21 protein-coding genes and 6 pseudogenes are annotated in these 24,333 nt (G+C 30.5%); 7 read left to right on the forward strand and 20 right to left on the reverse strand.

Annotation, left to right across the window (positions count from 1 at the left end; genetic code table 11):
• Nucleotides 1-114: 114 nt before the first annotated feature.
• A pseudogene (gene mnmE / locus ACZ1HD_RS10110) lies at nt 115-1,391 on the forward strand (tRNA uridine-5-carboxymethylaminomethyl(34) synthesis GTPase MnmE).
• A 58-nt stretch (nt 1,392-1,449) separates the two neighbouring features.
• Here mnmE and ACZ1HD_RS10115 read toward each other — a convergent pair.
• The 5 genes from ACZ1HD_RS10115 to ACZ1HD_RS10135 form a co-directional block, all read right to left on the reverse strand.
• Nucleotides 1,450-1,929 carry a DUF4625 domain-containing protein gene (locus ACZ1HD_RS10115; protein ID WP_375240858.1) on the reverse strand — a complete coding sequence of 160 codons (480 nt, stop codon included), beginning with the start codon at nt 1,927-1,929 and terminating at the stop codon, nt 1,450-1,452.
• A 52-nt stretch (nt 1,930-1,981) separates the two neighbouring features.
• Nucleotides 1,982-2,974, reverse strand: a complete 993-nt coding sequence (locus ACZ1HD_RS10120) for a DUF4625 domain-containing protein (RefSeq protein ID WP_472687366.1) — start codon at nt 2,972-2,974, stop codon at nt 1,982-1,984.
• Between the two features lie 2 nt (nt 2,975-2,976).
• Nucleotides 2,977-5,169, reverse strand: coding sequence for a TonB-dependent receptor (locus tag ACZ1HD_RS10125; protein ID WP_472687367.1), 2,193 nt, complete (start codon nt 5,167-5,169; stop codon nt 2,977-2,979).
• Nucleotides 5,170-5,345: 176 nt separating this feature from the next.
• Nucleotides 5,346-5,654: a hypothetical protein gene (locus ACZ1HD_RS10130; RefSeq protein WP_340933404.1), complete on the reverse strand. Its 309-nt coding sequence runs from the start codon at nt 5,652-5,654 to the stop codon at nt 5,346-5,348.
• A gap of 47 nt (nt 5,655-5,701) precedes the next feature.
• Nucleotides 5,702-6,079 (reverse strand): MerC domain-containing protein, encoded by a 378-nt coding sequence (locus ACZ1HD_RS10135; RefSeq protein ID WP_340933401.1) that lies wholly within the window; start codon nt 6,077-6,079, stop codon nt 5,702-5,704.
• Nucleotides 6,080-6,224: 145 nt separating this feature from the next.
• Between ACZ1HD_RS10135 and ACZ1HD_RS10140 the strand changes: the two genes are divergently transcribed.
• Nucleotides 6,225-6,476: a Fur family transcriptional regulator gene (locus ACZ1HD_RS10140; RefSeq protein WP_472687368.1), complete on the forward strand. Its 252-nt coding sequence runs from the start codon at nt 6,225-6,227 to the stop codon at nt 6,474-6,476.
• 202 nt (nt 6,477-6,678) lie between these two features.
• On the opposite strand, the gene ACZ1HD_RS10145 is transcribed toward ACZ1HD_RS10140, so the two are convergent.
• The 15 genes and pseudogenes from ACZ1HD_RS10145 to ACZ1HD_RS10215 all read right to left on the reverse strand — a co-directional run bounded on the left by ACZ1HD_RS10145 (nt 6,679) and on the right by ACZ1HD_RS10215 (nt 21,241).
• Entirely contained in the window at nt 6,679-7,425 is a 747-nt protein-coding gene (locus tag ACZ1HD_RS10145; protein ID WP_472687369.1) for a hypothetical protein, read from the reverse strand.
• Nucleotides 7,419-8,258 (reverse strand): alpha-amylase family glycosyl hydrolase, encoded by an 840-nt coding sequence (locus tag ACZ1HD_RS10150; protein ID WP_472689326.1) that lies wholly within the window; start codon nt 8,256-8,258, stop codon nt 7,419-7,421. The genes ACZ1HD_RS10145 and ACZ1HD_RS10150 overlap by 7 nt, the downstream gene beginning before the upstream one ends.
• An 82-nt stretch (nt 8,259-8,340) precedes the next feature.
• Nucleotides 8,341-10,212: pseudogene (locus ACZ1HD_RS10155) on the reverse strand (alpha-amylase family glycosyl hydrolase).
• A gap of 110 nt (nt 10,213-10,322) precedes the next feature.
• Complete coding sequence (locus ACZ1HD_RS10160) at nt 10,323-11,378, reverse strand: glycoside hydrolase family 31 protein (RefSeq protein ID WP_472687370.1); 1,056 nt, start codon at nt 11,376-11,378, stop codon at nt 10,323-10,325.
• Nucleotides 11,360-12,640: a TIM-barrel domain-containing protein gene (locus ACZ1HD_RS10165; protein ID WP_472687371.1), complete on the reverse strand. Its 1,281-nt coding sequence runs from the start codon at nt 12,638-12,640 to the stop codon at nt 11,360-11,362. Before ACZ1HD_RS10165 ends, ACZ1HD_RS10160 begins: the two co-directional genes overlap by 19 nt.
• 36 nt (nt 12,641-12,676) lie before the next feature.
• The gene (locus ACZ1HD_RS10170) at nt 12,677-13,225 is read right to left on the reverse strand and encodes an alpha/beta hydrolase (protein WP_472687372.1); all 549 of its coding nucleotides are present in this window, start codon (nt 13,223-13,225) and stop codon (nt 12,677-12,679) included.
• Nucleotides 13,222-13,398: a hypothetical protein gene (locus ACZ1HD_RS10175; protein ID WP_472687373.1), complete on the reverse strand. Its 177-nt coding sequence runs from the start codon at nt 13,396-13,398 to the stop codon at nt 13,222-13,224. Before ACZ1HD_RS10175 ends, ACZ1HD_RS10170 begins: the two co-directional genes overlap by 4 nt.
• A 378-nt stretch (nt 13,399-13,776) precedes the next feature.
• A complete protein-coding gene (locus tag ACZ1HD_RS10180; RefSeq protein WP_472687374.1) occupies nt 13,777-15,294 on the reverse strand; it encodes an alpha-amylase family glycosyl hydrolase in 1,518 nt (505 codons plus the stop codon).
• Nucleotides 15,291-15,626 (reverse strand): cyclomaltodextrinase N-terminal domain-containing protein, encoded by a 336-nt coding sequence (locus ACZ1HD_RS10185; protein ID WP_472689327.1) that lies wholly within the window; start codon nt 15,624-15,626, stop codon nt 15,291-15,293. The genes ACZ1HD_RS10180 and ACZ1HD_RS10185 overlap by 4 nt, the downstream gene beginning before the upstream one ends.
• Before the next feature lie 43 nt (nt 15,627-15,669).
• On the reverse strand, nt 15,670-16,194 hold the full coding sequence (locus tag ACZ1HD_RS10190) for a glycosyl hydrolase family 65 domain-containing protein (protein WP_472689328.1): 525 nt from the start codon (nt 16,192-16,194) through the stop codon (nt 15,670-15,672).
• Nucleotides 16,173-17,054, reverse strand: a complete 882-nt coding sequence (locus tag ACZ1HD_RS10195) for a hypothetical protein (protein ID WP_472687375.1) — start codon at nt 17,052-17,054, stop codon at nt 16,173-16,175. Before ACZ1HD_RS10195 ends, ACZ1HD_RS10190 begins: the two co-directional genes overlap by 22 nt.
• A pseudogene (locus ACZ1HD_RS10200) lies at nt 17,024-17,974 on the reverse strand (hypothetical protein). Before ACZ1HD_RS10200 ends, ACZ1HD_RS10195 begins: the two are co-directional and overlap by 31 nt.
• 65 nt (nt 17,975-18,039) lie before the next feature.
• Nucleotides 18,040-18,697 (reverse strand): annotated as a pseudogene (pgmB, locus tag ACZ1HD_RS10205) (beta-phosphoglucomutase).
• Nucleotides 18,698-18,700: 3 nt separating this feature from the next.
• A pseudogene (locus ACZ1HD_RS10210) lies at nt 18,701-20,071 on the reverse strand (MFS transporter).
• Between the two features lie 147 nt (nt 20,072-20,218).
• A complete protein-coding gene (locus ACZ1HD_RS10215) occupies nt 20,219-21,241 on the reverse strand; it encodes a LacI family DNA-binding transcriptional regulator (protein ID WP_077809609.1) in 1,023 nt (340 codons plus the stop codon).
• Between the two features lie 196 nt (nt 21,242-21,437).
• Here ACZ1HD_RS10215 and ACZ1HD_RS10220 point away from each other — a divergent pair, with 196 nt between their 5' ends.
• From ACZ1HD_RS10220 to ACZ1HD_RS10240, 5 genes and pseudogenes are all read left to right on the forward strand, one after another.
• Nucleotides 21,438-21,872, forward strand: a complete 435-nt coding sequence (locus ACZ1HD_RS10220) for a carboxypeptidase-like regulatory domain-containing protein (protein ID WP_472687376.1) — start codon at nt 21,438-21,440, stop codon at nt 21,870-21,872.
• A gap of 16 nt (nt 21,873-21,888) precedes the next feature.
• Nucleotides 21,889-22,278, forward strand: a complete 390-nt coding sequence (locus tag ACZ1HD_RS10225; protein ID WP_472689329.1) for a TonB-dependent receptor plug domain-containing protein — start codon at nt 21,889-21,891, stop codon at nt 22,276-22,278.
• Between the two features lie 194 nt (nt 22,279-22,472).
• Nucleotides 22,473-23,330: a TonB-dependent receptor domain-containing protein gene (locus ACZ1HD_RS10230; protein WP_472687377.1), complete on the forward strand. Its 858-nt coding sequence runs from the start codon at nt 22,473-22,475 to the stop codon at nt 23,328-23,330.
• 53 nt (nt 23,331-23,383) lie between these two features.
• Nucleotides 23,384-23,641: pseudogene (locus ACZ1HD_RS10235) on the forward strand (TonB-dependent receptor domain-containing protein); the annotation flags it as partial.
• Nucleotides 23,642-23,767: 126 nt separating this feature from the next.
• Nucleotides 23,768-24,301: a hypothetical protein gene (locus ACZ1HD_RS10240; protein WP_472687378.1), complete on the forward strand. Its 534-nt coding sequence runs from the start codon at nt 23,768-23,770 to the stop codon at nt 24,299-24,301.
• Nucleotides 24,302-24,333 lie beyond the last annotated feature (32 nt).

Below are 24,333 nucleotides of genomic sequence, written 5' to 3' on the forward strand. Positions count from 1 at the left end.
TTAAAAACGATACTATTATTGCTTTGGCTACACCATCTGGTGTTGGTGCAATTTCTGTAATTAGACTTTACTGGTGAAAACGCAATTGATATTGTAGATGCCAATTTTAAATCTATTAAAAAAGATAAAACATTAGTAACCCAAAAAACACACACAATTCATTTGGGTCATATTATCGAAAATTCTATAATTATTGATGAAGTTTTAGTCTCAGTTTTTAAAAATCCTAATTCTTATACTGGTGAAAATGTTGTAGAAATATCTTGTCATGGTTCTAGCTTTATTCAGCAAGAAATCATACAATTATTTCTAAAGAAAGGTTGTAGAATGGCTGATAACGGTGAATTTACAATGCGTGCATTTTTAAACGGTAAGATGGATTTATCTCAAGCGGAAGCCGTAGCAGACGTAATTGCCTCTAATTCTGCAGCAAGCCATCAAATGGCAATACAACAAATGCGTGGCGGAATTACAAACGAACTAAAAAACTTAAGAGCACAATTATTAGATTTTGCAGCTTTAATAGAATTAGAGTTAGATTTTTCGGTGAAGATGTAGAATTTGCAGACAGAACCAAATTTAAAGAATTGGTTGCAAAAATAACTTTTGTATTAAAACGTCTAATCGATTCTTTTTCTTTTGGAAATGCCATGAAAAACGGAATTCCGGTTGCAATTATAGGTGAACCAAACGTAGGAAAATCTACGCTTTTAAACGCTCTTCTTAATGAAGAAAAAGCTATTGTTTCTGATATTGCTGGTACAACAAGAGATGCTATTGAAGATGAATTAATTATAGATGGTGTTGCTTTTAGATTTATTGATACCGCTGGTATTAGAGAAACGGAAGATGTTGTAGAGAATATCGGAATTAAAAAAACGTATGAAAAAGCTGAAAATGCACAACTAATTATCTTTTTAATAGACTCTAATAAATATGCATATTCTAGAGAAGATTTTCTAGAAGAAATTGACACCATTAAAAACCGTTTTCCTAATAAAAGACTGTTAGTAATTGCCAATAAAATAGACACTTTATCTTGTCATGACAGTTCTATTTTACAATCGGATATTGAAAATTTACTTTTAGTATCTGCAAAAAGTAAAACAGGTCTAGAAACTTTAAAAGATGAATTAACCTCTTTGGTAAATATTGGTGCTTTAAGTAATAACGAAACAATTGTAACAAATTCGCGTCATTTTGAGGCATTAAACAATGCTTTATCTGCAATAAATTCTGTACAACAAGGTATCGATTTAGAAATTTCTACGGATTTATTTTCTATTGATATTAGAGAATGCCTTCGTTATTTAGGTAATATTACCGGAGAATATGACGTTGATAAAGATATTTTAGGACACATTTTTAGTAATTTTTGTATCGGAAAATAAAATTAAGATTTTTTTCAGCATTAATAAGCTGAAAAAAACCTAAGTTCTAGCTATTAAACTATTCTACTATTTTAATATCTACAGAAGTTCTAGATTGCCAACCAGTTTGGTCTGTTACAGAATATGCACAATGATAATCGCCAGTATCAATATCTTCCGGAATTTTAATTGATACATTAATTTCATAGTTAGTTTGTTCTCCTTCGATCTCAAAATTTTCTACATAAATTAACGGACTATCAGCTTGCTTTAAGGGTTCTAAGCTACATTCTGCAATTTGATCATCGTGCGTATGATGATCGAAATTATGGTGAATATCTATACTATAAGAAGCCAAAGCTTTATTATCTGTAACCTTAGCTCTAAAGCTATAAGTTTCTCCTCTTTTTAATTGAGTACATCCTTTAGGAAAACCTTCGTTGTAATTGATAGTTATTGTCGGTTTTTCTTCATCTATATCTACGCTGTCACTACCGGAACAAGCACTAATAAATAATGTAAATAATAACAGATAAAAATAATTTAGATTTGTTTTCATATAATAAGGTTTAAACCGCACACTAAATTAGTATGCGGTTAATTAGATTTAATTATGCAGTTACATCAATATGAGTTTCATATTCTTTAATGTTACCGTCTTCATCTTCTACAGTAAACATAATATGATACTCTCCTGCTGGTGCAGTTGCTGGTATATCAATGTGCTCATGAAATTCTACTGAATTTTTATCATGGTAACCCTCTGTATATTCTTTTTCAAAATCCCATTCTACTTCTCCGTCTCCTACTGCAAGATCATGTGCATGAATATCTACAGAAATACTGTGGATTCCGTTTACAGCATCAATCATAAATTCTGCGTGTAAATCTTTACCTCTTTGAGCTGTTGCATCCACAGACATATCACTTAAAGTAATTGGGTCTAAAACATCTACATGTCCTTCAACTTCTGTAGTATTTCCTAATTCATCAGTAACTATTAATTCTACATGATATTCTCCTGCAGGAATATTTGCAGGTACATCTACATGCTCATGAAAAGTTGGATTAATAACTAAGTATTTAGCATCTGTATAAACTTGCTCAAACTCCCATTCTACTTCGTTATCTCCAACTGATAAATCATGTCCGTGGATATGTAAAGTAATACTACTTACTACTGCTTCTGCAGTTATATCTGCTTCTAAATGAATATCAGAACCTTTATATGCAACTTGGTCTGTTGTATGATCACTTCCTTCCCCGAATTCGAAGTTAGAAATTACTGGTGCGCTTAATTCAATTTCTTCTTCACTACTACAAGATTGTAAAGTAATACCGACAAAAGCGATAATGGCTAAAAGTTTAAAATTTGTTTTCATAATTTTGGTTTTCATTGTGTTTAAATTAATTATTGTTTGTTGATTAATATTAAAAAGGAATTGTAAAGGATACAGATACGTTTCTACCTGCTTCGGCACATCTATTAATCTGTAAAAGCTAGTGTGATTAAAATATTTAGTATCGAAAACATTATTTAGTTTTACTCTCATTTCTACCGGATTGTTGTTTTTAAAAACATCTAAATCTGCTAAAAAAGACATATTTAAAACCTGATAACCAGCTGTTTTTTCTTCGGTGGCACAATTTCTTCTTGTGCTGCGGTTACTCTTAAATCTGCGATAAATTGCGGATTCTTAAAAAAGAATAAATTTTCTAACTTATAATTAACAGATAAAACAGTAGATAAAGGCGGAGAAAAAGGAAGTGTAAATCCTTCTTTTGGTCCGCTTGTTTGTCTAGAATACACATACTCTAAAGATGCATTTAATAATAGTTGCTTTGAAACAGCTGCACTTGCTCTTAACTCGCCTCCTACTCTAAACACTTTTGCTTGTGTGTACTCGTAAATTTGTAAAGTTTCGTAGTAATTTGGTGTCGGATTTAAATAGATATAATTATCAAAAATATTTACAAACGGACTTACACCAATGCTAAATCTATCATTTGAATGTTCTATATCTAAATCTAATTGATAAGAAACCTCTGGATCTAAATTGATATTACCTCTTTCATATCTATACATATGATAATTAACTCCATCCGAAGCCAACTCACTAGACAAAGGCATTCTAAAACTTCTACCTACATTAACCTTATAAGTTGTTTTATTATGAATATAACTAAGACCAAAAGAAGCACTTAAATTACCAAAGTTTACCGTTTTATTTTTTGATCTCTGTAAAAACACATTAGATGTAGAACCATCATTATTATTTACTCTAGATTGAAACCAATCAAAATATGCTTTTGTATCTACAAAACCATAATCATAACGCAAACCTCCTAAAAAATGTAAATTAGAATTAATCTCAAATTGATCGTATGCAAAAGCACCTGCCGTAAATCGATCATATTCTGGAATCAAAAATCCCCAACCACCAATATTATTATCTTGATATTCTACATTTAAACCTACAACCATATCGTGTTTATAATTAGGTTTAAAAGCATCTCTTACATTAAATGTAAATGTATTTTTCTTAAAAATTCTTTCTAAAGGATTTGGAGGAGTTGGCATAAACCCATGTGGCACAGGTTCTGAATGTTCTTCTCTATGATTGTTTTGAAATCCGAAGTCGAAATGCAACGTATGATTATCTAAATTAACTGTAGTGTTATTTGTAATTTTAAAGTGATTTACTTTGTGAAACGGCAAATCGACATCTCTATTAGAACGATCATAATCTATACTAGATGTTCTAACTTCTAAACCGTGTGCATTTGCAAAAAATCCGTTTTTAGCATTTACATTACTAAATACAGTTTCTGTAGTAATATTTTCTCCAACAAACCCAATACTAAAACTAGCATCTGCCTCATTACCTGCTGTGTTTCTTAAATTATTATCATGTAAATTAAAAATATAATTTTCATAATTAATTTGATCTGCTGGCACTTTGTAATCTGCATAATCTCTGTAAGTTAATCGACCACGATAAAACCAGTTTTGTTTTCGAGTAGAAATTCCTGCAGATACTCCTAACAAATCGTTATTGGTTTCTGCTAGAATATTTACTTCTCCTTTTGTTGAATTTGGTAACGGAATTTTATTTGGCTGAATATCTACAACACCGGCAATTGCATCCGAACCATATAATAAAGATGCGGGGCCTTTAATAATTTGAATATTTTCTATACCGTGTTGATCTATTTCTAAACCATGATCGTTTCCCCACTGCTGTGCTTCGTGTTTGATTCCGTTTTGCACAACCGCAACTCTATTAAAACCTAAACCTCTAATTACAGGTTTAGATTGACCGGAACCAATATTAATAGTGCTTACCCCAGGAATTTTACTAAGAGTTTGCATTAAACTATTTTCTCTATTACTTTTTAAAAATTCTTTTGAAACCACTTGAGATACAATTGGTGTTTCTTTAAGCTTTCTTTGTTTAGATTTTCCTAAAACTTTAATTTCGTTTAATGTTGTAGTGGCTTCATTCAAATAAATAGTTAACTCTTTGGATTCAGAATTAATAGTTTCTGATATTGTTTTGTCTATAAAACCAACATGAGAAACCTTAAAACTATAAGTACCTTTTATTAGATTATTTAATTTAAACTCACCTTTTTTAGAGGATATAGCATAGCCTTTCTTACCAATAACATTAGCACCTTCTATAGGTTTTAACGTTTTTGCATTTAGAACAGTTCCGTTAATTTGATAAGTCTTTTGTGCTGTTATATTAAAACAAATACTACAAAAGAGTATTAAACTCAATAAAAATTTAAACATAATTGTATTCTATAAGATTTATACAATATTCTCTAACAAGAATTTTGATAAAACCCGTACATTATTCCGTCTTAAAAAGACAAACTAAATTGTTATTAATCTACTAAAATGCAGATAATTAGATATTATTATTTACCTGTAAAAGTCTACAGTAAATACTAAAAGTTGATAGAAAATTAAACTAAAGAAGGTGGTGGTCTCGAAAGGAGTTTTCTTAGTTTTTTGTTTTTAGAAAGAGAAAAATTGTAGTTAACTATTTCTTCTTTTTGTAATGTAAAATTAGTAGTACTTACATCAAAATCAATTGAATTTGGTACAAGTGTAGGTGTTAAATTATGATCTATAGAACTGTCGCAAATAGCGCAATATATTACATCGTCACTCTCATCAGAATGCGATAAACTATGTATACCAGCCATTTTCATAGAAAGAAAAAGCGCTAGTAATAGATAGGTAATGCTATTTTTAACAATACTTAGTTTCATTATTTGTATTAACTGAAACCTCTAAAATTATTCAGAGATTTCCATTTCTAATTTGTTTTAAATCTTAATAATTTCCAATTTAAATAATGCGCATAAGAAACAATAAAAGCACCAGCAACGGTATTTACTATTTCAAATATTTCTGACAGATTTAATCTACCAAATGCAATTAATAAAAAACCTAAAAAAGCAATTATAAGTGGCTTACTATTTTTATGAATCTTTTTATAGCTGGGTAATAAAGAAATTATGACAAAAATAAGGCCGAGACTAATAAATGCCCATTCAATAAATTTATTTCCTAGAAAATGTAAACTACTTAAAGATGAAAATGAAAGTAATAAAGGTATTGTTGCACAGTGCATAGCACAAATTAAAGAGCTAAATAGAGCTACAATATCTATAGAGTTGTTATTAATTTTCATTTTTTTAATTCCCGTTAAACAAAGTAAATTAGCAAAACCTTCTCGTTAAAGCAATGTTGTCGCGTTAACAAGGTTGCAAACATATTATATTTTTTATAATATTGCAATAGAATCGCAATAATTATTGCAAATACATCGCATTAATATGAAAAGAAGAAGTACACCTACTAAACAAGCTGTTTTAGAAGTAATTACAAAAACAGGTAAAGCGATGAGTCAAGATGCTATTGAGAAAAAAATTGATATTGATATCAACAGAGCAACTATTTATCGCGTTTTAAATCGTTTTTGCGATGACGGCGTGCTACATAAAGTAGTCGCAGAAGATGGTAAACAGTATTTTGCATTGTGTAAAGAGTGTGATTCAGAAAAAAGAAGTACATCATTTTCACTTTAGATGTGTAAACTGTGAAACTATAGAGTGTTTACCAGATGAAGTAAACTTTACTGTACCAAAAGATTACCAATTGCAAAATGCCAATTGCGTTTTAACAGGAATTTGTAAAGAATGTGCCTAAAATTAAAAAGTTTGTAATAACATAAAAAAAGCCTCATTATTTTTAAGAATAATGAGGCTTTTTAAATTTATTAGAAAAAATTTAGTTATTTTTTTCAAGTAAAACAATATCAAATTCAGATTCTAATGTAACTACCCCTTGTTTTACTATCGAAGATTTTTTTGAATAAAAATCATGAAGAGTATCTCCATTTTCAAAAACAGATTTTACATTTATTACTTTTTTTCCTTTAGGTAAATTAATTCCAGCAATAATTTTATCATCATTTCTAATTCTAGAAAAAACCAAACCGTTTTCATCACTAATTAAATGATGTCTTCCTGCTCCTACTGCCATATGATTTGCTCTAAATTGACCTAATTTTTGCCAATGAGTCATAATTTTTTGAGTCTCTGCATCTTGCTCAATATCATTCCAATTCATAAAAGAACGTAAAGTTGCATCACCAACTGCGCCATCTATTGTTAAATCTCTTGCAGATTCGTCTCCGTAGTATACTTGAGAAGTTCCGGGAGTTAGCATTAACATTGTTGCCGTTTTATAAGGCTGTTTTCTTTCTTTATCAAAAGGTTGCCCATCATCATGAGAGGTTAAATAATTTAAAATTCCGTAATCTTTTAATCCATTATTTAAAATTGAATCATATTTACTAAAAACATCTTTAGCTGCCATTTGTTTCGCATTCCATTTAATTTCAAAATTTATCAAACTATTAAAAGCTTTGTCAAAATAGTTTACTTTTTTATCACCAAAATTAAATGCCTTTTCTGCTGAAATACCATAGTTATAAACTTCTCCTACCAAATAGAAATTCGAATTATCTAACACTTTTTCTGCATTATTTTTTTAAATTCTTCGAAAGCAAAATCACATTCTTTTTTAAATTCTTGCCAAACAAATTCTTCCGTATGCTTTACTGTATCAACTCTATAACCATCAATTCCAAATTCCGTAATATAATCTGTTAACCATTTCATGATATAAAAACGTGGCGCTCTAGGGTGTCCTGTTCTTTCAAAAAATTCGTCAAGTTCTTTTAATTCTTGTTCATACCTTCCTTCTGCTTTCCATTTTGCTACCAATTGTGGTGGCAACTCTACATTTTTATTACTCTCGGTTCTAATATCTGGTAAATTTTTAACTAAAGTACAAGTAATAGTGTTTTCGTAGTTACTATACTGACATTGTGGATCTGTTCTAACCCAATCTGATGGCCAAACTGAATCTTTATCTGTAACCGGACCTGTATGGTTAATTACAGCGTCTAATAATATTCTAATTCCGTTTTTATGAGCAACTGCAACCAATTCATTTAAATCTTCTTTGGTTCCGTAGTTAGGGTCTATTTTAGTCCAATCTTTTGCCCAATAGCCATGAAAACCATAAGAAACTCCTGTACCTTCATCTGTAGCTCCGTGAATTTGCTCTACAATAGGAGTCATCCAAATAGCATTGATTCCTAAATTTGTAAAATAACCTTCTTTAATTTTATTTGTAATTCCTTTGATATCTCCTCCTTTAAAACCTCTTAAGGTTCCGGTTTCTTTAGTTCTATCAAAATTGATATCATTTTCTAAATTCCCGTTATTAAAACGATCTGTTAAAAGAAAATAAATATTTGCTCCTTCCCAAGTAAACTCTTTTGTTTGCTTATCAGCAATCTTATTGTTTTCCGCTTTTTTTGACTACAGCTAATTGTTGCTGCTATTAAAAATAAAAATAATAGTTTTTTCATGCTAATTATTATTGAAGTTTTAAAATGTAAGATTCTAATGGATTAATTTGTAAGTCTAAAGTACCTCTACCCTCTTTAACCTTTAAACCAAAAGATTTTTCTAAGTATAATTGGTCTTTTACGACATAATCTCCGTCTTTTAAATTCCATTTTTTTATGATGTTTGCCGGAACTTCTAAATTGAACTCAAATTCTTTTTGATCATCAAAATTAGAAACAATTATCAATTTTTCGTTTTCAGACCAACGTACAAAAGATAATATTTTAGAAGAATAGTTAGCTGTATTGTCTCTGTTGTATTTATGAATATCTTTATAATTACCCATTAAAGCATCACTTTTAATAGTGAAATTTAACAATCGCTTATAAAAATCTCTTAAAGCCAATTCTTGCTTTGTAGATTTACCGCCATCAAATTGTTTATTATTTACCCACCTTTGTAAAGATGGTACACCAACATAATCAAAAATAGAAGTTCTAGACGGTGTTCCAAATCCTGCGTTTTCAGAACCATCTTCCCCAAATTCTTGCCCAAAATAAACCATAGTTGGTGCAGTAGAAATAGTTGTAGAAACTACCATTGCTGGTTTTCCTTTTTCTGCACTACCAGCAAATTCTGTACTTGCGATTCTTTGTTCGTCATGATTTTCTAAGAAATGTAACATATGATGTTCTATATCTTTCAATTCTTCTTGAATTGGCGGAATGTTATCTGTTAAACCATGACCTTGCATTACATGTTTTATAGTATCATACAACTGTACTTTGTCATATAAATAATCCATTTTTCCTTTTTTAATGTAATCTCTATACATTTTTGGATTGTATACCTCTGCCAATAAAAAAGCATTTGGATTTTTCATTTTAATTGCAGAATTCATAAAACTCCAAAATTCTACAGGTACCATTTCTGCCATATCATATCTAAAACCATCAACACCTTTTGCAGTCCAATACAAAGCAATATCCTTAAATTTTACCCAAGAATTTGGTACTTTTTTATCTTGCCAAAACTTAAAATGTTTTTTGTAATCTTCATTATCAAAACCTTGTGGCAATTCATCAAACTCTTTTTTCCTTCCGGCGAAATACCGTAATTTACTTTAACAGTTTCATACCAATCATAAAAACTAGGTTTTACAGATTTAGATCCATTTCCTGTCCATTTTGCTGGATATTCTTCAAATTTTAGATCAGACAAAACATTTTTTCTCCTCCTAAAGGTTTATAACCGTTTAAAAAATCTGGAACTTCAAATGCTTTATTTGGTGTGTAATAAAAATTATTATCGACATGATACACTACAGAAGTATCATCATCTGCACCAAAATCTTTTGTTCCTTTTGGGTTTGTTAAACTTTGATAGTTTCTAGCCACATGATTTGGTACAATATCTATAATAACTTTTAAACCATTTTTATGTGAACGATCAATTAAAGCTTCAAATTCTTCTAATCGATTTGCTACATTTTCTGCTAAATCTGGATTTACATTATAATAATCTTTTACAGCATAAGGAGAGCCTGCTCTACCTTTTACTACATCTGGGTCGTCATTAGAAATACCGAATGCTGTGTAATCACGAATAACATCATGATGCGGCACACCTGTGTACCAAATATGAGTAATTCCTAAATCTTTAATTTCTTTTAACGCCTTATCTGTAAAGTCGTTAAACTTACCTACACCATTTTCCTCTATTGTTCCCCAAGGCTTATTCGTTGTATTTGTGTTACCAAATAATCTTGTAAACACCTGATAAACAACTACCTTTTTTTACTCGACACAGATTTTTCTTTTATTTCTGATTTCTTTTCTGATGTACAACCTAATGTTATAATCAAAATTAAAGTTACTAAAGCGCTATTAATTCCCTTCATTATTTTTATTTATTTTAATGAAATTTTTATTTCTAATTCTTTATCAGTACTCCATGTCAAAGGAATCGAAAGTGTATTACTATCTATAGCAACTCTTTTTCTTTTTCCGTTTACTTTGATTTTTTTGGATTGAAATTGATATTATGTATAATTAATTGGATTTCTTTTTTCTTCGGATTCCAATTTTTACCTAAAACAACATCAAACTCTATTTCTAAATATTTCTTTGAAAAAGCAGCGTCAAACTCTAAAATTTCATAAGCGCCTTTTTCAAAAGAATTAGCTGTTTCGCCATCATCATTATAAAAAGTTCTTTTTGTTGCTTGCTTTTCTTTATTAAAGTAGTAATGAACTTGCAATTTATCCGAATTATAGTTGTCTGTACTTTGCACAACATCAGACATTAAAATAAATGCGCCTTCTCTTACATAAGTAGGTATTGAATTCTCTTTTACATTAACCATTTTAAATTGCCCGCCTTCTACTTTTTCATTTGTATAAAAATCTATCCAATTGGCAGTTTTAGGAAAAAATACTTGTTTTGTAATCACAGAATCTTTTAAAATTGGTGTAATTAAAAAATCTTTTCCCCACAAATAAGTAGATGAATTTGTAATTAATTCAGGCGTATCTTCTTCAAAAAAAACAGGACGCATTAAAGGTGTTCCTTTTTGATTATTTTGAAAAGCCAAATTGTAGTTATAAGGCAATAATTTGTAACGCAATTCGATAGATTCTTTTGCCAATTGCATTGTTTCTTTGCTTCTAAAAACGGGCTCGCTAGCTACTTCTTCTTGTGCATGCGGTCTAAATATTGGCTGAAAAACACCATATTGCAACCAACGTGTATATAAATTATCGTCTAAATTTGCTCCGGCAAAACCACCTAAATCAGAATGCATATATCCAAAACCTTGCATTCCCATTTGCAATGCAATTTCCGGTTGACTTTGCAATCCGCCCCAAGTTCTATTTACATCACCGGACCAAGGTATCATACCAAAACGCTGCGAACCAGCAGCGCCAGCACGCATTAAAATAAAGGGTCTTTCGTTTGGATACTCTTTCTGATAACCTTCAAAAATTAATCTAGCCCAATCATGACCGTAAATATTATGAATTTCATCTGCTTTTTTAGTTCCAAAATTTACCCAATACGGTAACACTTCGGTTCACCTAAATCTCCCCAAAGTCCTTTTACGCCAATATTTAATAAGTTCTTATAAATATTCCAAAACCAATCTTTTCCTTCTTTTTTGTAAATATTTACAATACCAGTATTTCCAAAGTAAAAATCATATTTAGCTGGCTTTTGCACAGAATCTGTGGCTAAAACTCCTTTCTCTGCAACTTCTTTCCATTTAGAAGAATTTGATAAAATAAAAGGCTCTGTAATTAATACAGTTTTTACTCCTTTATTTTTCAATCTAGAAATCATTCCTTTCATATCAGGAAAAGAATCTTTATCAACTTCTAAATTACCCATTGTACCTTGAATTGTTTTACCAAACCAATACAAATCTAAAATAACAGCATCTACAGGAATCTCTTCTTCTTGAAATTTAGCAATCGTTTTTTCTGTTTCTTGCTGTGAATGATAACCAAACCTGCTAGAAAAATTTCCTAAAACCCATCTTGCTGGCAATGGTTGTTTACCTGTTAACTTTGTATAATTTTCTATTAAATCTTCCCAAGAATCACCAACAACAACTTGGTATGTTTTACGACCAGAAATAGTTTCATAAGTTAAAGAATTGTCTTTTTTACTATCTAAATCTAAATACCCAATTGGTGCATTATCAAAATGAATCATGTATTTCTTAGATGAAATTACCAACGGCAAAGTAAAATTCATTAGTGATGCTTTTGTTTCATAACCATATTGCGCTCTGTTATATAAAGCTAATCGATTACCTCTTCTATTCATACCTAAAGCTCTAGAACCTCCACCAAATAAAATTTCGTCTTTAGATAAATTAAATTCAATTTTCTCTGTAAAATCATATACTATATTTCCTTTTACATTTTCTAAAGGAACATGTTTAGATTTATAATATCCTAATTTTTCTGATGTAACAACTTCTCCGTTAAATTGATATTCAATTTGAAAAGGTTTGTGATTGATGTGTACAGAAATTCCGGTTGTATTAAAAACACTTTTATCATCAGTAATTAAAGATGTTACAGTAACATTTGTAGGCTCCAAAATAACTGCATGCGATTTTTTTGTGTAAGCTTCTCCTTTCGGAATAAATGAAGTTTCCACAATTTTATCAGAATAAAATTCTATAAAATAAGTCCCATCATTTACATGAACTTCTAATTTATTTTTAGATTGATCAACATTTTGAAAAATTCTACTAGGATTTTGAGAAAATGAAGAAATTGATAAAAAAAGTAATAAAATAAATAGCTTAAGTGTTTTCATATTTTTTAAACAACTAAATTATAATGAGTGTATCTATTATTTCTTCAATAGAAAAGTTAACGGAATATGAATTCTATTTTGCCAAGAAATTTCTGAATGATCTGTTCCTTCGAAAAATAAGTTTCTATAATTGGCTTCTGTATAACCGTTTTCTAAAAAAACAGCATCTACTTTAGGTGCATACTGTGGATAATACTGGTCTAAAGTTTTGTTACCGTAATCAAAATATATTTTATGTGTTTTTGCATTCGGAATATTCTTTTCTAAATAAGTAAAAATGGCATTTGGTAACGGATTATTCTCTTTTGGTAAAGCGCCAACCCAATGTGTAGAGATACAAGCAGCGCCTTCAAAAATAGCTGGATATTGAGAAATTGCATACATAGACATTAAACCGCCCATAGAAGAACCAGCTATAAACGTATTTTCTTTATTTGTATGCACAGCGTAGGTTGCGTCTATGTAAGGTTTTAAATCTTTTACTAGAAATTGCAAGTATGCATCACCTGTTAAATCTTCTAAACCAAAACTACTATTAGAAAAACTTTTTAAAGTTTCTAACTCTTCTGCAGATAAAAAGTTCATAGCTTTTTCTGAAACAAATCTAGCCATCTTATTTCAGGTATGTTATGAATACCAACTACTATAAAATCTTTAGTAATACCTTCTTTCATTAATTTTGAAGCAACTTCATCTATTTTCCATTCCTGCTTATTCCAAGTAGATGTTTCATCGAATAACATTTGACCATCGTGCATATATAAAACTGCATATTTTTTTCATCAGAATAATTTTCTGGCAACCAAACATCTACAGGTCTTGGTGTAATGTGTTTTGTAGGAAAAGAATCAATACGGATTATTTTTCCTGCGGATAATTGCACAGATTTTAAAACTTCAGCATTAATCTTAGTTTTTTTAACTTCCTCTTTAACTATTTCTTGTTTTGTTTGTTTGCAAGAAAATAGCATGATAAGAGAGAATAATAATGATAAATTTTTCATATTTATATTTTTTTGAATTGTTATCGATACAATTTGATGGTTAAATCGAAATTTATAAAAGTAACAATACTAAAAGTTGAATTATAATTTTGTAGTTAAAATCGTACTTCCTTTTTCTGATAGTTCTATAACATCATTCCGAGATAAAATTTTCTCCGGTAATTAGGTTTTTAAACTTTTTACCTACTAAACCAACTTCTTTAAAACGGTTTAAATCTAGAGAGATAGGTTTTTCATTTTTATTAATGATATGAACAACTACCTCATCATTATAAATTCGGAATAAGAAATAAGTTCCTTTATATGGTGCAAAATGTAAAGTTTTACCTTGTTTAATTGCACCACTATTTTTACGATAATTTAAAATTGTAGCTACAAAATCTTGCATCGATTTTTGTTCTTCTGATAAACCTTCTTTTGTAAAAGCATTTATTGCATCGTCTTTAAAACCTCCAGGAAAATCGGTTCTTATCAAACCATGGTCTCCAGGCTTTGCAGTATCATTCATTAGAATTTCTGTACCATAATATATTTGAGGAATTCTAGGTAACATCAACATATAACTTAATGCTATTTTTGCTTTTACAGCATCTTCCTGCACTTCGGTAAACAACCTACTTTTATCATGATTATCTAAAAAAACCATAATATCTTTTGGTGAAGCATAATAAAAATCATTTGCCAAACCTTCGTATAATTTTACTAAACCTTTGTCCCAAGATTCTTCTTCATTAATACCTTCAATAATGGCTTTTTGCATTGGAAAATCCATGGTAGATTTTAAATTAGACTCATAACCGTCTTTGTTTTTTGTGCCTTTTTGCCAATAACCTACCAATAAAGGATTGTAACTCCATTCTTCTCCTACAATAGAAAAATTAGGATATTCATGCATAATTGCACCAGCCCAATCAGACATAAAATCTTTGTCCGGATAAGGATATGTGTCTTGTCTAATTCCGCCTAAACCTAACGTTTCAATCCACCAAATGCTATTCTGAATAATATATTTTGCCAAATACGGATTCCTCTGATTTAAATCCGGCATTGTCGATACAAACCAACCTTCGTTGTTTCCTTTTCTATCACTTTCTGAAGCATAAGAATCTTGATTAGTGGTTCTTCTATGATTAGAATTTATGTTGGTTTTATTGTTCCAGTTTTCTATGTTTTCTTCATAATTCTTTTGATTATTTACCCAATCTTCAAAAGGTAAATCTTTCATCCACCAATGTTCTAAACCGCAATGATTTGCAACTTGATCCATTATCAATTTCATGCCTCTTTTTCTTAATTCATCTGCTAATTTTTTATAGTCAGATAAATTACCAAAACGAGGATCTACTTTATAATAATCTGTAATTGCATATCCGTGGTAAGAACCATTGTACATGTTGTTTTCTAACACCGGTGTTGGCCAAACCGAAGTAAAACCAAGGTTTTCTATATAATCTAAATGATTTGTTATTCCTTGTATATCACCACCATGACGCTTGTAACCATGCGACCTATCAATAGTAGTTTCATGTAAATTTTTATTAATATCGTTAGATGCATCTGCATTTCCAAAACGATCTGGAGTAATTAAATAAATAGCATCAGAATTATTAAAACCTATAAAATCTTCTGCAGCTTTTACTCGAGATTTCAACTCGTAAGTATGTGTTTTTTTGAACCGTTTTCGAATTTAAAAACAATGTCAAATTTTCCTGGTTTTGTGTTTTTATCAATATCCAAATCAATAAAAAGGTAATTTTTACTTTTTGCTTTGTTTACTTTCTTAATTGTAACGCCTGCGTAAGAAATTGTTGGTGTAGCATTGCCAATACTTTCTTCTTTTACTAATAATTGTAGTGATGTATTTTTAAAATCTACAAACCAATTTGGCGGTTCTACTCTTTCTAAAAAAGTATTAGAAATAGAAACCTCAGAAACATTTTTAGAGGATTCTGATGTATTACAAGATTGTAAAGCAACTAAAATTGCAACTAAAAAATGTTTCTGATAAGTTTCATGAACAACTAATTTAAACTGTTAATAAGCTGTTAGGAGACACAACTACTTTTTCTCCGTTAACTAAAATGTTTATTTCTTGTTTTCCGTTCAACTCAAAACTTGTTCCGTTTTGAGAAACGTTAACTGTAATTACTTGATTTCTAAAATTTACTTTAAAAGAGTAAGATTTCCAGCCATCCGGTATTCTTGGTGTAAAAGAAAGTGTATTATTTACAATTCTCATACCTCCAAAACCTTCTACAATACTCATCCAAGTTCCTGCCATAGAAGTAATGTGTAAACCTTCTTCTACTTCATGATTATAATCATCTAAATCTAATCTAGAAGTTCTTAAGTAAAATTCATAAGCTTGCTCCATTCTACCTAATTTAGCAGCCTGAATACTGTGTACACAAGGTGATAAAGAACTTTCATGAACCGTAAATGGCTCGTAAAAATCGAAATGACGCTCTAATTCTTCCGTAGAAAACTGATCTTCAAACATATAAAAACCTTGTAATGTATCAGCTTGTTTTATGTACGGAGAACGTAAAATTCTATCCCAACTCCATTTCGGTTTATAGGTCTTTGGCTTTTATCTAAATCTGCAACAGTAATTAACTCTTTATCTAAAAAACCATCTTGTTGTAAGTAAACATTATGCTTTTCTGAAAAAGGAAAATACATATTGCCTGCAACATTTTTCCAAGAAGCCAATTCTTCATCAGTAATATTTACTTTTTCTTTAATTCTGATGTAATCTGAAATATGATCATTTTTAACAATATCAATATTTTCTAAAGCATACTCAATACACCATTTTGCTATGTAATTTGTATAAAAATTATTGTTAATGTTATTTTCATATTCATTAGGACCCGTTACACCTAACATTACAAACTTCTCTTTATCAGAAGAAAAGTTAACTCTTTGATGCCAAAAACGTGCAATTCCTATTAAAACTTCCAATCCTTTTTCCGGAATGTAAGAGTAATCTTCTGTAAAACGGAAATAATTAAAAATAGCAAATGCAATAGCACCATTTCTATGAATTTCTTCGAAGGTAATTTCCCATTCATTATGACATTCTTCTCCGTTCATTGTAACCATTGGATACAATGCTGCTCCGTTTTTAAAACCTAATTTAGCTGCGTTTTCGATGGCTTTTTCTAAATGCTCGTATCTGTATTCTAGTAAAGTTCTTGCTACAGATTGATCTTTAGTTGCCATGTAAAAAGGAATACAATATGCTTCGGTATCCCAATACGTACTTCCACCATATTTTTCTCCAGTAAATCCTTTAGGACCAATATTTAAAGAGGCATCTGTACCTAAATACGTTTGGTTTAATTGAAAAATATTAAAACGGATTCCTTGTTGTGCCTTTACATCACCTTCAATCGTAATATCAGACATTTTCCGATTTGTGCCCAAGACTGAATTTGCATTTCTAACAATGCATCAAAACCAAAACTAACGGCTTTATCTAATGCTTCTTTAGCAGCACCTAATAAAGCTTCTTTTTTATGATTTCTGTCTACAACATAACCACCAAATTTGTGAATTGTGTAGGTTTCATTCTGTTTTATATCTTCTGTATAGCTACAAGAAGCTGTTTTATCTGTTTTTGCATTTTCACAATCTGCAGAAACTTCATTGCCATTTACAAACAAACGAGACTGCATAAATGTGCATGTGTAAAAATGCGTTTTCATGGTTCTTGCCTCGATAAAAGATTGCTGATTATTTTGAGATACTTCTAAAACATCCCAAAATTGATCATCCCAATTGGTATCTTCATTTGTAATACCAGCGTCTAAATAAGGTGTGTAAGTAATTTTTGCATCAGAATTTATTGGTGTTACATTGTAACTTATTGCACCAACTTCATCTAACTCTAAACTTAAAAAACGTTTTGTGTCTACTTTTATTTTTACATCGTTTTGTAAAACAGCTTCAAAACTTCTAGACAACCAACCTTCTTTCATGTTAAGTTCTCTCTTAAATTTTGAAACTTCTTTACACGTGTGTAAATCTAATTTTTCGTTATTTACAAGTACGTTTATACCAATCCAATTTGGAGCGTTTAAAACTTTTGCAAAATATTCGGATATCCGTTTTTCCACCAACCAACTCCGGTTTTATCTCGGATAGTAAACACCTGCAATATAACTTCCTTGAAATGTACTACCTGTATATTGTTCTTCGAAGTTAGCTCTTTGTCCCATGGCACCATTACCAATACTAAACAAACTTTCTGAAGATTTTACCTTTTGAGCATCAAATCCTTCTTCTAGAATTGACCATTCATTTGGTTGTATATAATCTTGATTCATTTTTTTCTTTTAAGAGAAAAGAATAGAGAAAAAATAAAATTTTCTTATTTCTATCTTCTCCTTTCTTATTTTTCTAATAACTCTTTAATAAAATCGGTATTAATTTCTGTGAAGTCTACAAAATTAAATTGGGCTTCTGATAAGACTTTATCGTCTCCAATACCAATACTTACCATATTAGCTCCATTTGCAGCTTCTACACCAGCAACCGCGTCTTCAAAAACAACACAGTTTTCTCGGCAAAACATTTAATTGTTTTGCTGCCAAAAGAAATACTTCGGATCTGGTTTTGCTTTTGTAACATTGTTACCGTCTACAATTGTATCGAAATAATGCAATAAACCTACTTTTTCTAAAATTGGTTGTGCGTTTTTACTTGCAGAACCTAAAGCAATCGGAACATTATTTTCTTTTAAAAATTGTAAAATCTTAGGTACATCTCGGTAATATTTCTGATGCATCCATGTTTTTTATATACTCTAAATAATCTACATTTTTGTCGATCATCCAAGTATCAAACTCTTCTTTAGTTGCTTCTCTATTTCCTATTTCTAAAAGAATTTCTAAACAACGTTTTCTACTAACGCCTTTAAATAATTCGTTTTGTTCTTCAGTAAATTCAAAACCTAATTGATTAGCTAATTTTTTCCAAGCTAAATAGTGATATTTGGCAGTGTCAACAATAACACCATCCAAATCGAAAATAAATCCTTTCTTATTCATTTTTTAATTGTTCTCTTGATATGTAATTGCATTTTTTTCTGTAATTAAAAAATTACTAAGTCCTGCAATAATTAAACTTAAACCTGCTACAATCATAGCATTAATAGTTTCTTCTCCTAATAAATTAGATACAAAGTTGATACCTCCTAAAGCTGCAATTATTTGCGGTATTACTATAAACATGTTAAAAATCCCCATAAATACTCCCATTTTGGTAGGATTTACAGCACTAGATAACATTGCGTAAGGCATAGATAAAATACTACCCCATGCAAAACCGATAAGAATAAATGAAATTGCTAAATATTCTGGTGAAGGAATAAAATACATTAGAATAAAACCTAACCCTCCTAGTATAAGAGAACCCATATGTATGTACTTTCTGTTGATTCTTCTTTTTCTTGTGTACAATACAAGAATTAAAGCAAAAGCCATAGAAGACAAACCGTAAATACCCATGTAAGAACCTACTTCGTTAGAAGATTTTTGAAAAGCAGTATTTTCAACATCAAAAGCAGCTTTTTGCACTGGATTAGACATTACGTACTCTTTTTCTACAGGAGCAGGTGTTTTAAAAACATGTTCTGTTAATGCAGGGTTTGCCATAGACCACATAGTGAAAAAAGCAAACCAGCTAAAAATTGAACTACACCTAACTTTTTCATAATCGTAGGCATGTTTCCAATATTTTCTAGAATATCTGCAACAAATCTATTCTTTTGCGCCTTTTCTTCCTCAAAAGCTTGCATGTCTTCTGGCGGATACTCTTTCGTAGTAAAAACAGTATATAAAATACTTAATAAAAATACTACTGCACCAATTGTAAAAGCAACTTTAACAGACATTGGCACAATACCGAAGCTGCAGAATCGCTTACCCCAAATTGAGAAACCATCCAAGGCAAACTACTAGCAACCCAAGTACCAACACCAATAATAAGTGTTTGAATTACAAAACCATAAGATCTTTGAGAACTTGGTAATTTGTCTGCAACTAAAGCCCTAAAAGGCTCCATAGAAATGTTAATAGAAGCATCTAAAATCCATAGAAAACCAGCTGCTACCCATAAAGTAGGTGAATGTGGCATTATAATTAACGCCAAAGAACTTAGAATAGCACCAATTAAAAAGTAAGGTCTTCTTCGACCCCACTTAGGACTCCAAGTTCTATCACTCATGTAACCAATAATTGGCTGCACAATTAAACCTGTTAACGGAGCCGCAACCCGGAGAATAGGAATATCCTCTATTTCTGCACCAAGTGTTTGAAATATTCGTGACATGAAACCACCTGTTAAGGCCATTCCAAATTGAATTCCAAGAAATCCAAAACTCATGTTCCGATTTGCAAGAAACTTAATTTCTTTTTGTTCATTATCGTTATACTATAAAATTAATATTACGATAAGCATGTTAGACTTATCAATTATTATCATGTGTGGAATGTAATTTATTGATAAATCGTAATAATGCAACAAAAATAAGCTTAAATTATCAATTTGATAATAAAAACTTTACAAATCTACGACGACGGTTTCGTAGACTCTCTAAGCTTCAAATCGCTAGAAATTACAATAGTTTTAGGATTAAATTTTTCGCTTTCATTTTCTATTCTATTGATAAGCGCTTCTACTGCTTGCTTTCCCATTGTTAAGCCATGTTGAGCAATAGTAGTAATAGAAGGTGTAGAATATTCTGAAATTAGACCGTCTGTAAAACCAGTTACAGACAATTCTTCCGGTATACGAATACTCTTTTCTTTAGCAATTCTTATAGATTTTGCCGCATAAATTTCATTTACCGCAAAAATTGCATCAATATTATGATCAAAAACTGGTCTTATTTGTTCTTTAACGTTTTGTTTCTCGTCAATTTCAATAATCAAGTCTTTATCAATTGGTATTTTTCTTTCTAAAAGTGCTTTTTCATATCCTTTTCTTCTTAAAGTACCCACATTAACGTATTCTGGCGTGGTAAGAATAGCTACTTTTTTACAACCTGTATTTAATAGGTGTTTTGTTGCTTTGTAGCCTGCTCCGAAATCATCAACTACAACTTTATCGCATAAGATTTCATCTACTACCCTATCTAAAAGAACTAATGGTATTTCTTCTGATACTAGATCTTGAAAATGTTTAAAATCTTTATTTGCAAGGGTTTCATTTGCTATTGATACAATTAAACCATCTACACTACCATTTGACAAGACCTTTAAGTTTTCGACTTCTTTAGTATGAGACTCATCAGAAAAACAAACCATTATTCTATAACCTTTATCATGAGCACCTTCTTCTATACCTTTAATAATAGTAGAAAAAAAGTGATGTACTATTTTAGGGAGTATGACACCAATCAGTTTTGTTTTTTGATTTCTTAATTGTAGCGCTAAATTATTGGGCTTATAATTGTATAGATCTGCATAAGCTTGAATTTTTTCTTTTGTTTCTTTACTAATTTCGTGGCTGTCTTTTAACGCTTTAGAAACTGTTGAAGTAGAAACCCCTAATTCTTTAGCTATTGTTTTTATGGTAACTTTTTGCTTCATATTTTACAAAAATGCAATTTTTAATAGTCTTTTTTTATAATTTAATGATATTTTAAGTAAAGTTGTCAACACGAAACCGTTTTCGTAACTTTTAAAATATTGTATTTGCGAATCTAACTTCTATATTTACAGAGTGGAATGTAAATTTATTGTTAATAACAAATTCAAAATATAGTTATTATTTAACAAATTATACATGAAAAACTTTAAATTATTGTTATTTGGTATTCTTTTAAGTACTTCATTTACAATGTTTGCTCAACAAACTGTAAAAGGTATCGTAAAAGAAAAAGCATCGGGTGATCCTTTACCGGGTGTAAGTGTAGTAGTAAAAGGTACTACTAAAGGAACAGAAACCGACTTTAACGGAAACTTTAGATTAGAAAAGGTAAATACAGGAGCTATTCTTGTTTTTAGATACTTAGGGTATGCCGATAAAGAAATTACTATTGGTACAGAAGTAAACTTAACTGTAGAACTTACAGAATCTTCTGAACAACTAGATGAAATTATTGTTGTTGGTTATGGTACTACAACAATTAAAGATGCAACTGGCTCTGTAGAAGCTATTACTGCAAAAGAATTTACAAAAGGAAATATTGTAACTCCGAGAAAACTTATTAAATGGTAGAGTTGCCGGTGTAAACATTACAACAAGTGGTGCTCCTGGTTCTGGGTCTGAAATTACCATTCGTGGTGGTTCTTCTTTAAGTGCATCAAACGCACCATTAATTGTTATTGATGGTTTACCAGTTACCAATAACGGTACTGCTGGTAGTAGAGGAATCCTTTCTAGTATTAACCCGGCAGACATCGAATCTTTTTCTGTACTTAAAGATGCTTCTGCAACTGCAATTTATGGTTCTAGAGCTTCTAACGGTGTTATTATTATTGTAACTAAAAAAGGAAAAAGTGTTTTCTCTTTAGATTATGATTATCAATACAGTGCTGGTGAAGTTTTAGATAGAATTAATGTATTTTCTGCAGACGAATTTAGAAACCTTGTAAACTCTCAACCAATTTCGGTACAACTTTAGATACTAGTTTATTAGGTAACGCCAACACAAACTGGCAAGACGAAGTTTTACAAAATACAGTTTCTACACAACACAACATTACTGCAAAAGGATCTCTTTTTAATAAAATACCAACTAGATTATCTGTTGGTTTTTCTGAACAACAAGGTGGAATTATTACATCAGAATTTGACAGAGCTAACGTTTCTTTAGCAATGAACCCTTCTTTCTTTGAAGATCATTTAAAGGTTTCTTTAAACTACAACAGAGCATTTACAAATAGTAGATTTGCTGCTGGTGGTATTGGTGCTGCTTTAAGATACGACCCAACACAGCCTGTAAGAGCTGCAGGACCTTACGGTGGTTTTTATCAACATTACACAGGCGGAAGTTCTGATTTTTTATTAGCAAATGGTGGTACAAACCCAGTTGCTAGCTTATTACAAAATAACAACACTGGTAAATCTTTTAGACAATACGGTAATTTAAATTTAGATTATAAATTCCATTTTTTACCAGAACTAAAATTTGTTGTAAACGTTGGTTTCGATAGAACAGAAGGAAGTTACATTTCTAACGGATCTGTTTTAGGACCAAGAAGTTTTAATACAGTAGTAGTTGGTAATAATTCTTACGGAAACCAAAATAGACATAACGAATTATTAGATTCTTACTTTAATTATACAAAAGAGTTTAAAAACGTAAAGGCAGATATTACTGCAGGTTATTCTTACCAAGAATTTACTGGAGACGGTTTTAACAGCGGTAACTTAAATGACCCTAACAGCAGTAGAGATACTTACGTAAATACACCAGAGGTATTAATTGGTTTTTTTGGTAGAGCAAACTTTACATTTTTAGAAAAGTATTTACTTACATTATCTTATAGAAGAGATGGTACTTCTAAATTTAGTTCAGAAAACAGATGGGGTAATTTCCCTGCGGTTGTTGCAGCTTGGAGAATTAGTGACGAAGATTTCTTAAAAGATTCTGATGTAGTTTCTAACTTAAAGTTAAGAGCAAGTTATGGTATTACTGGTCAACAAGATATTAGCAACCCGAAATTTACTTAACTACTTACCGTTTTGGTAATAGTAACTCGCAATTTTTATTTGATGGTAACGCAATTCAATCTACAATACCACAACCATTTAATCCAGATATTAAATGGGAAGAAACTACAACGTTAGAGTTTGGTTTAGATTATGGTTTATTTGACAATAAAGTTTCCGGTACATTAGGCGTTTTTCAAAAGAACTCAAACGATTTATTATTTGATACTCCTATTGCAGATGGTACAAATTTTACCAATAACATTACAAGAAACATTGGTGAATTACAAATACAAGGTGTAGAATTCTCTTTAAATTCTGATGTAATTAAAAATGATGACATTGATTGGAACTTAAACTTTAACGCAACTTATATCGATAGAGAAATCACTTCTATTCCGTTAGGTAGAGATTTAAATGTAGGTTCTATTGCTGGTGGTACAGGTGCTACTATTCAAGTGCAAAGAGAAGGTTTTGCTCCTAATTCATTTTACGTTTATAAACAATTATATGACGCAAACGGTGCTCCAATAGAAGGTGCTTATGCAGATTTAAACGGAGACGGAATTGTAAATGCAGATGATAGATACATTAAAGACAATGGTCTTGCAGATGTAACTTTAGGTTTTCAATCTAACTTTAACTACAAAAACTTCGATTTATCTTTTAATTTAAGAGCAAGTATTGGTAATTACGCTTACAATAACGTAAACTCTTCTACTGCACAGTATGCTTTGTTACAAGATCAGCAAGTTTTAGGTAACATACCTACTTCTGTATTAGATTATAATTTTAGAAATACAGCAGATGTAATTTCTTCTGATATTTATTTAGAAAACGCTTCTTTCTTAAGAATGGATAACATTACTTTCGGGTACACCATCAATCCATTAATCAAAAAGTTCTCTCGGAAACAGCATTCGTTTATGGGCAGGTGTTCAAAATGTATTTACAGTTACAAATTACTCTGGTCTAGATCCAGAAATTTTTAACAACGGTATAGATAACCTAAACTTTCCAAGAT

This window comes from Polaribacter sp. HA6-7, assembly GCF_055693625.1.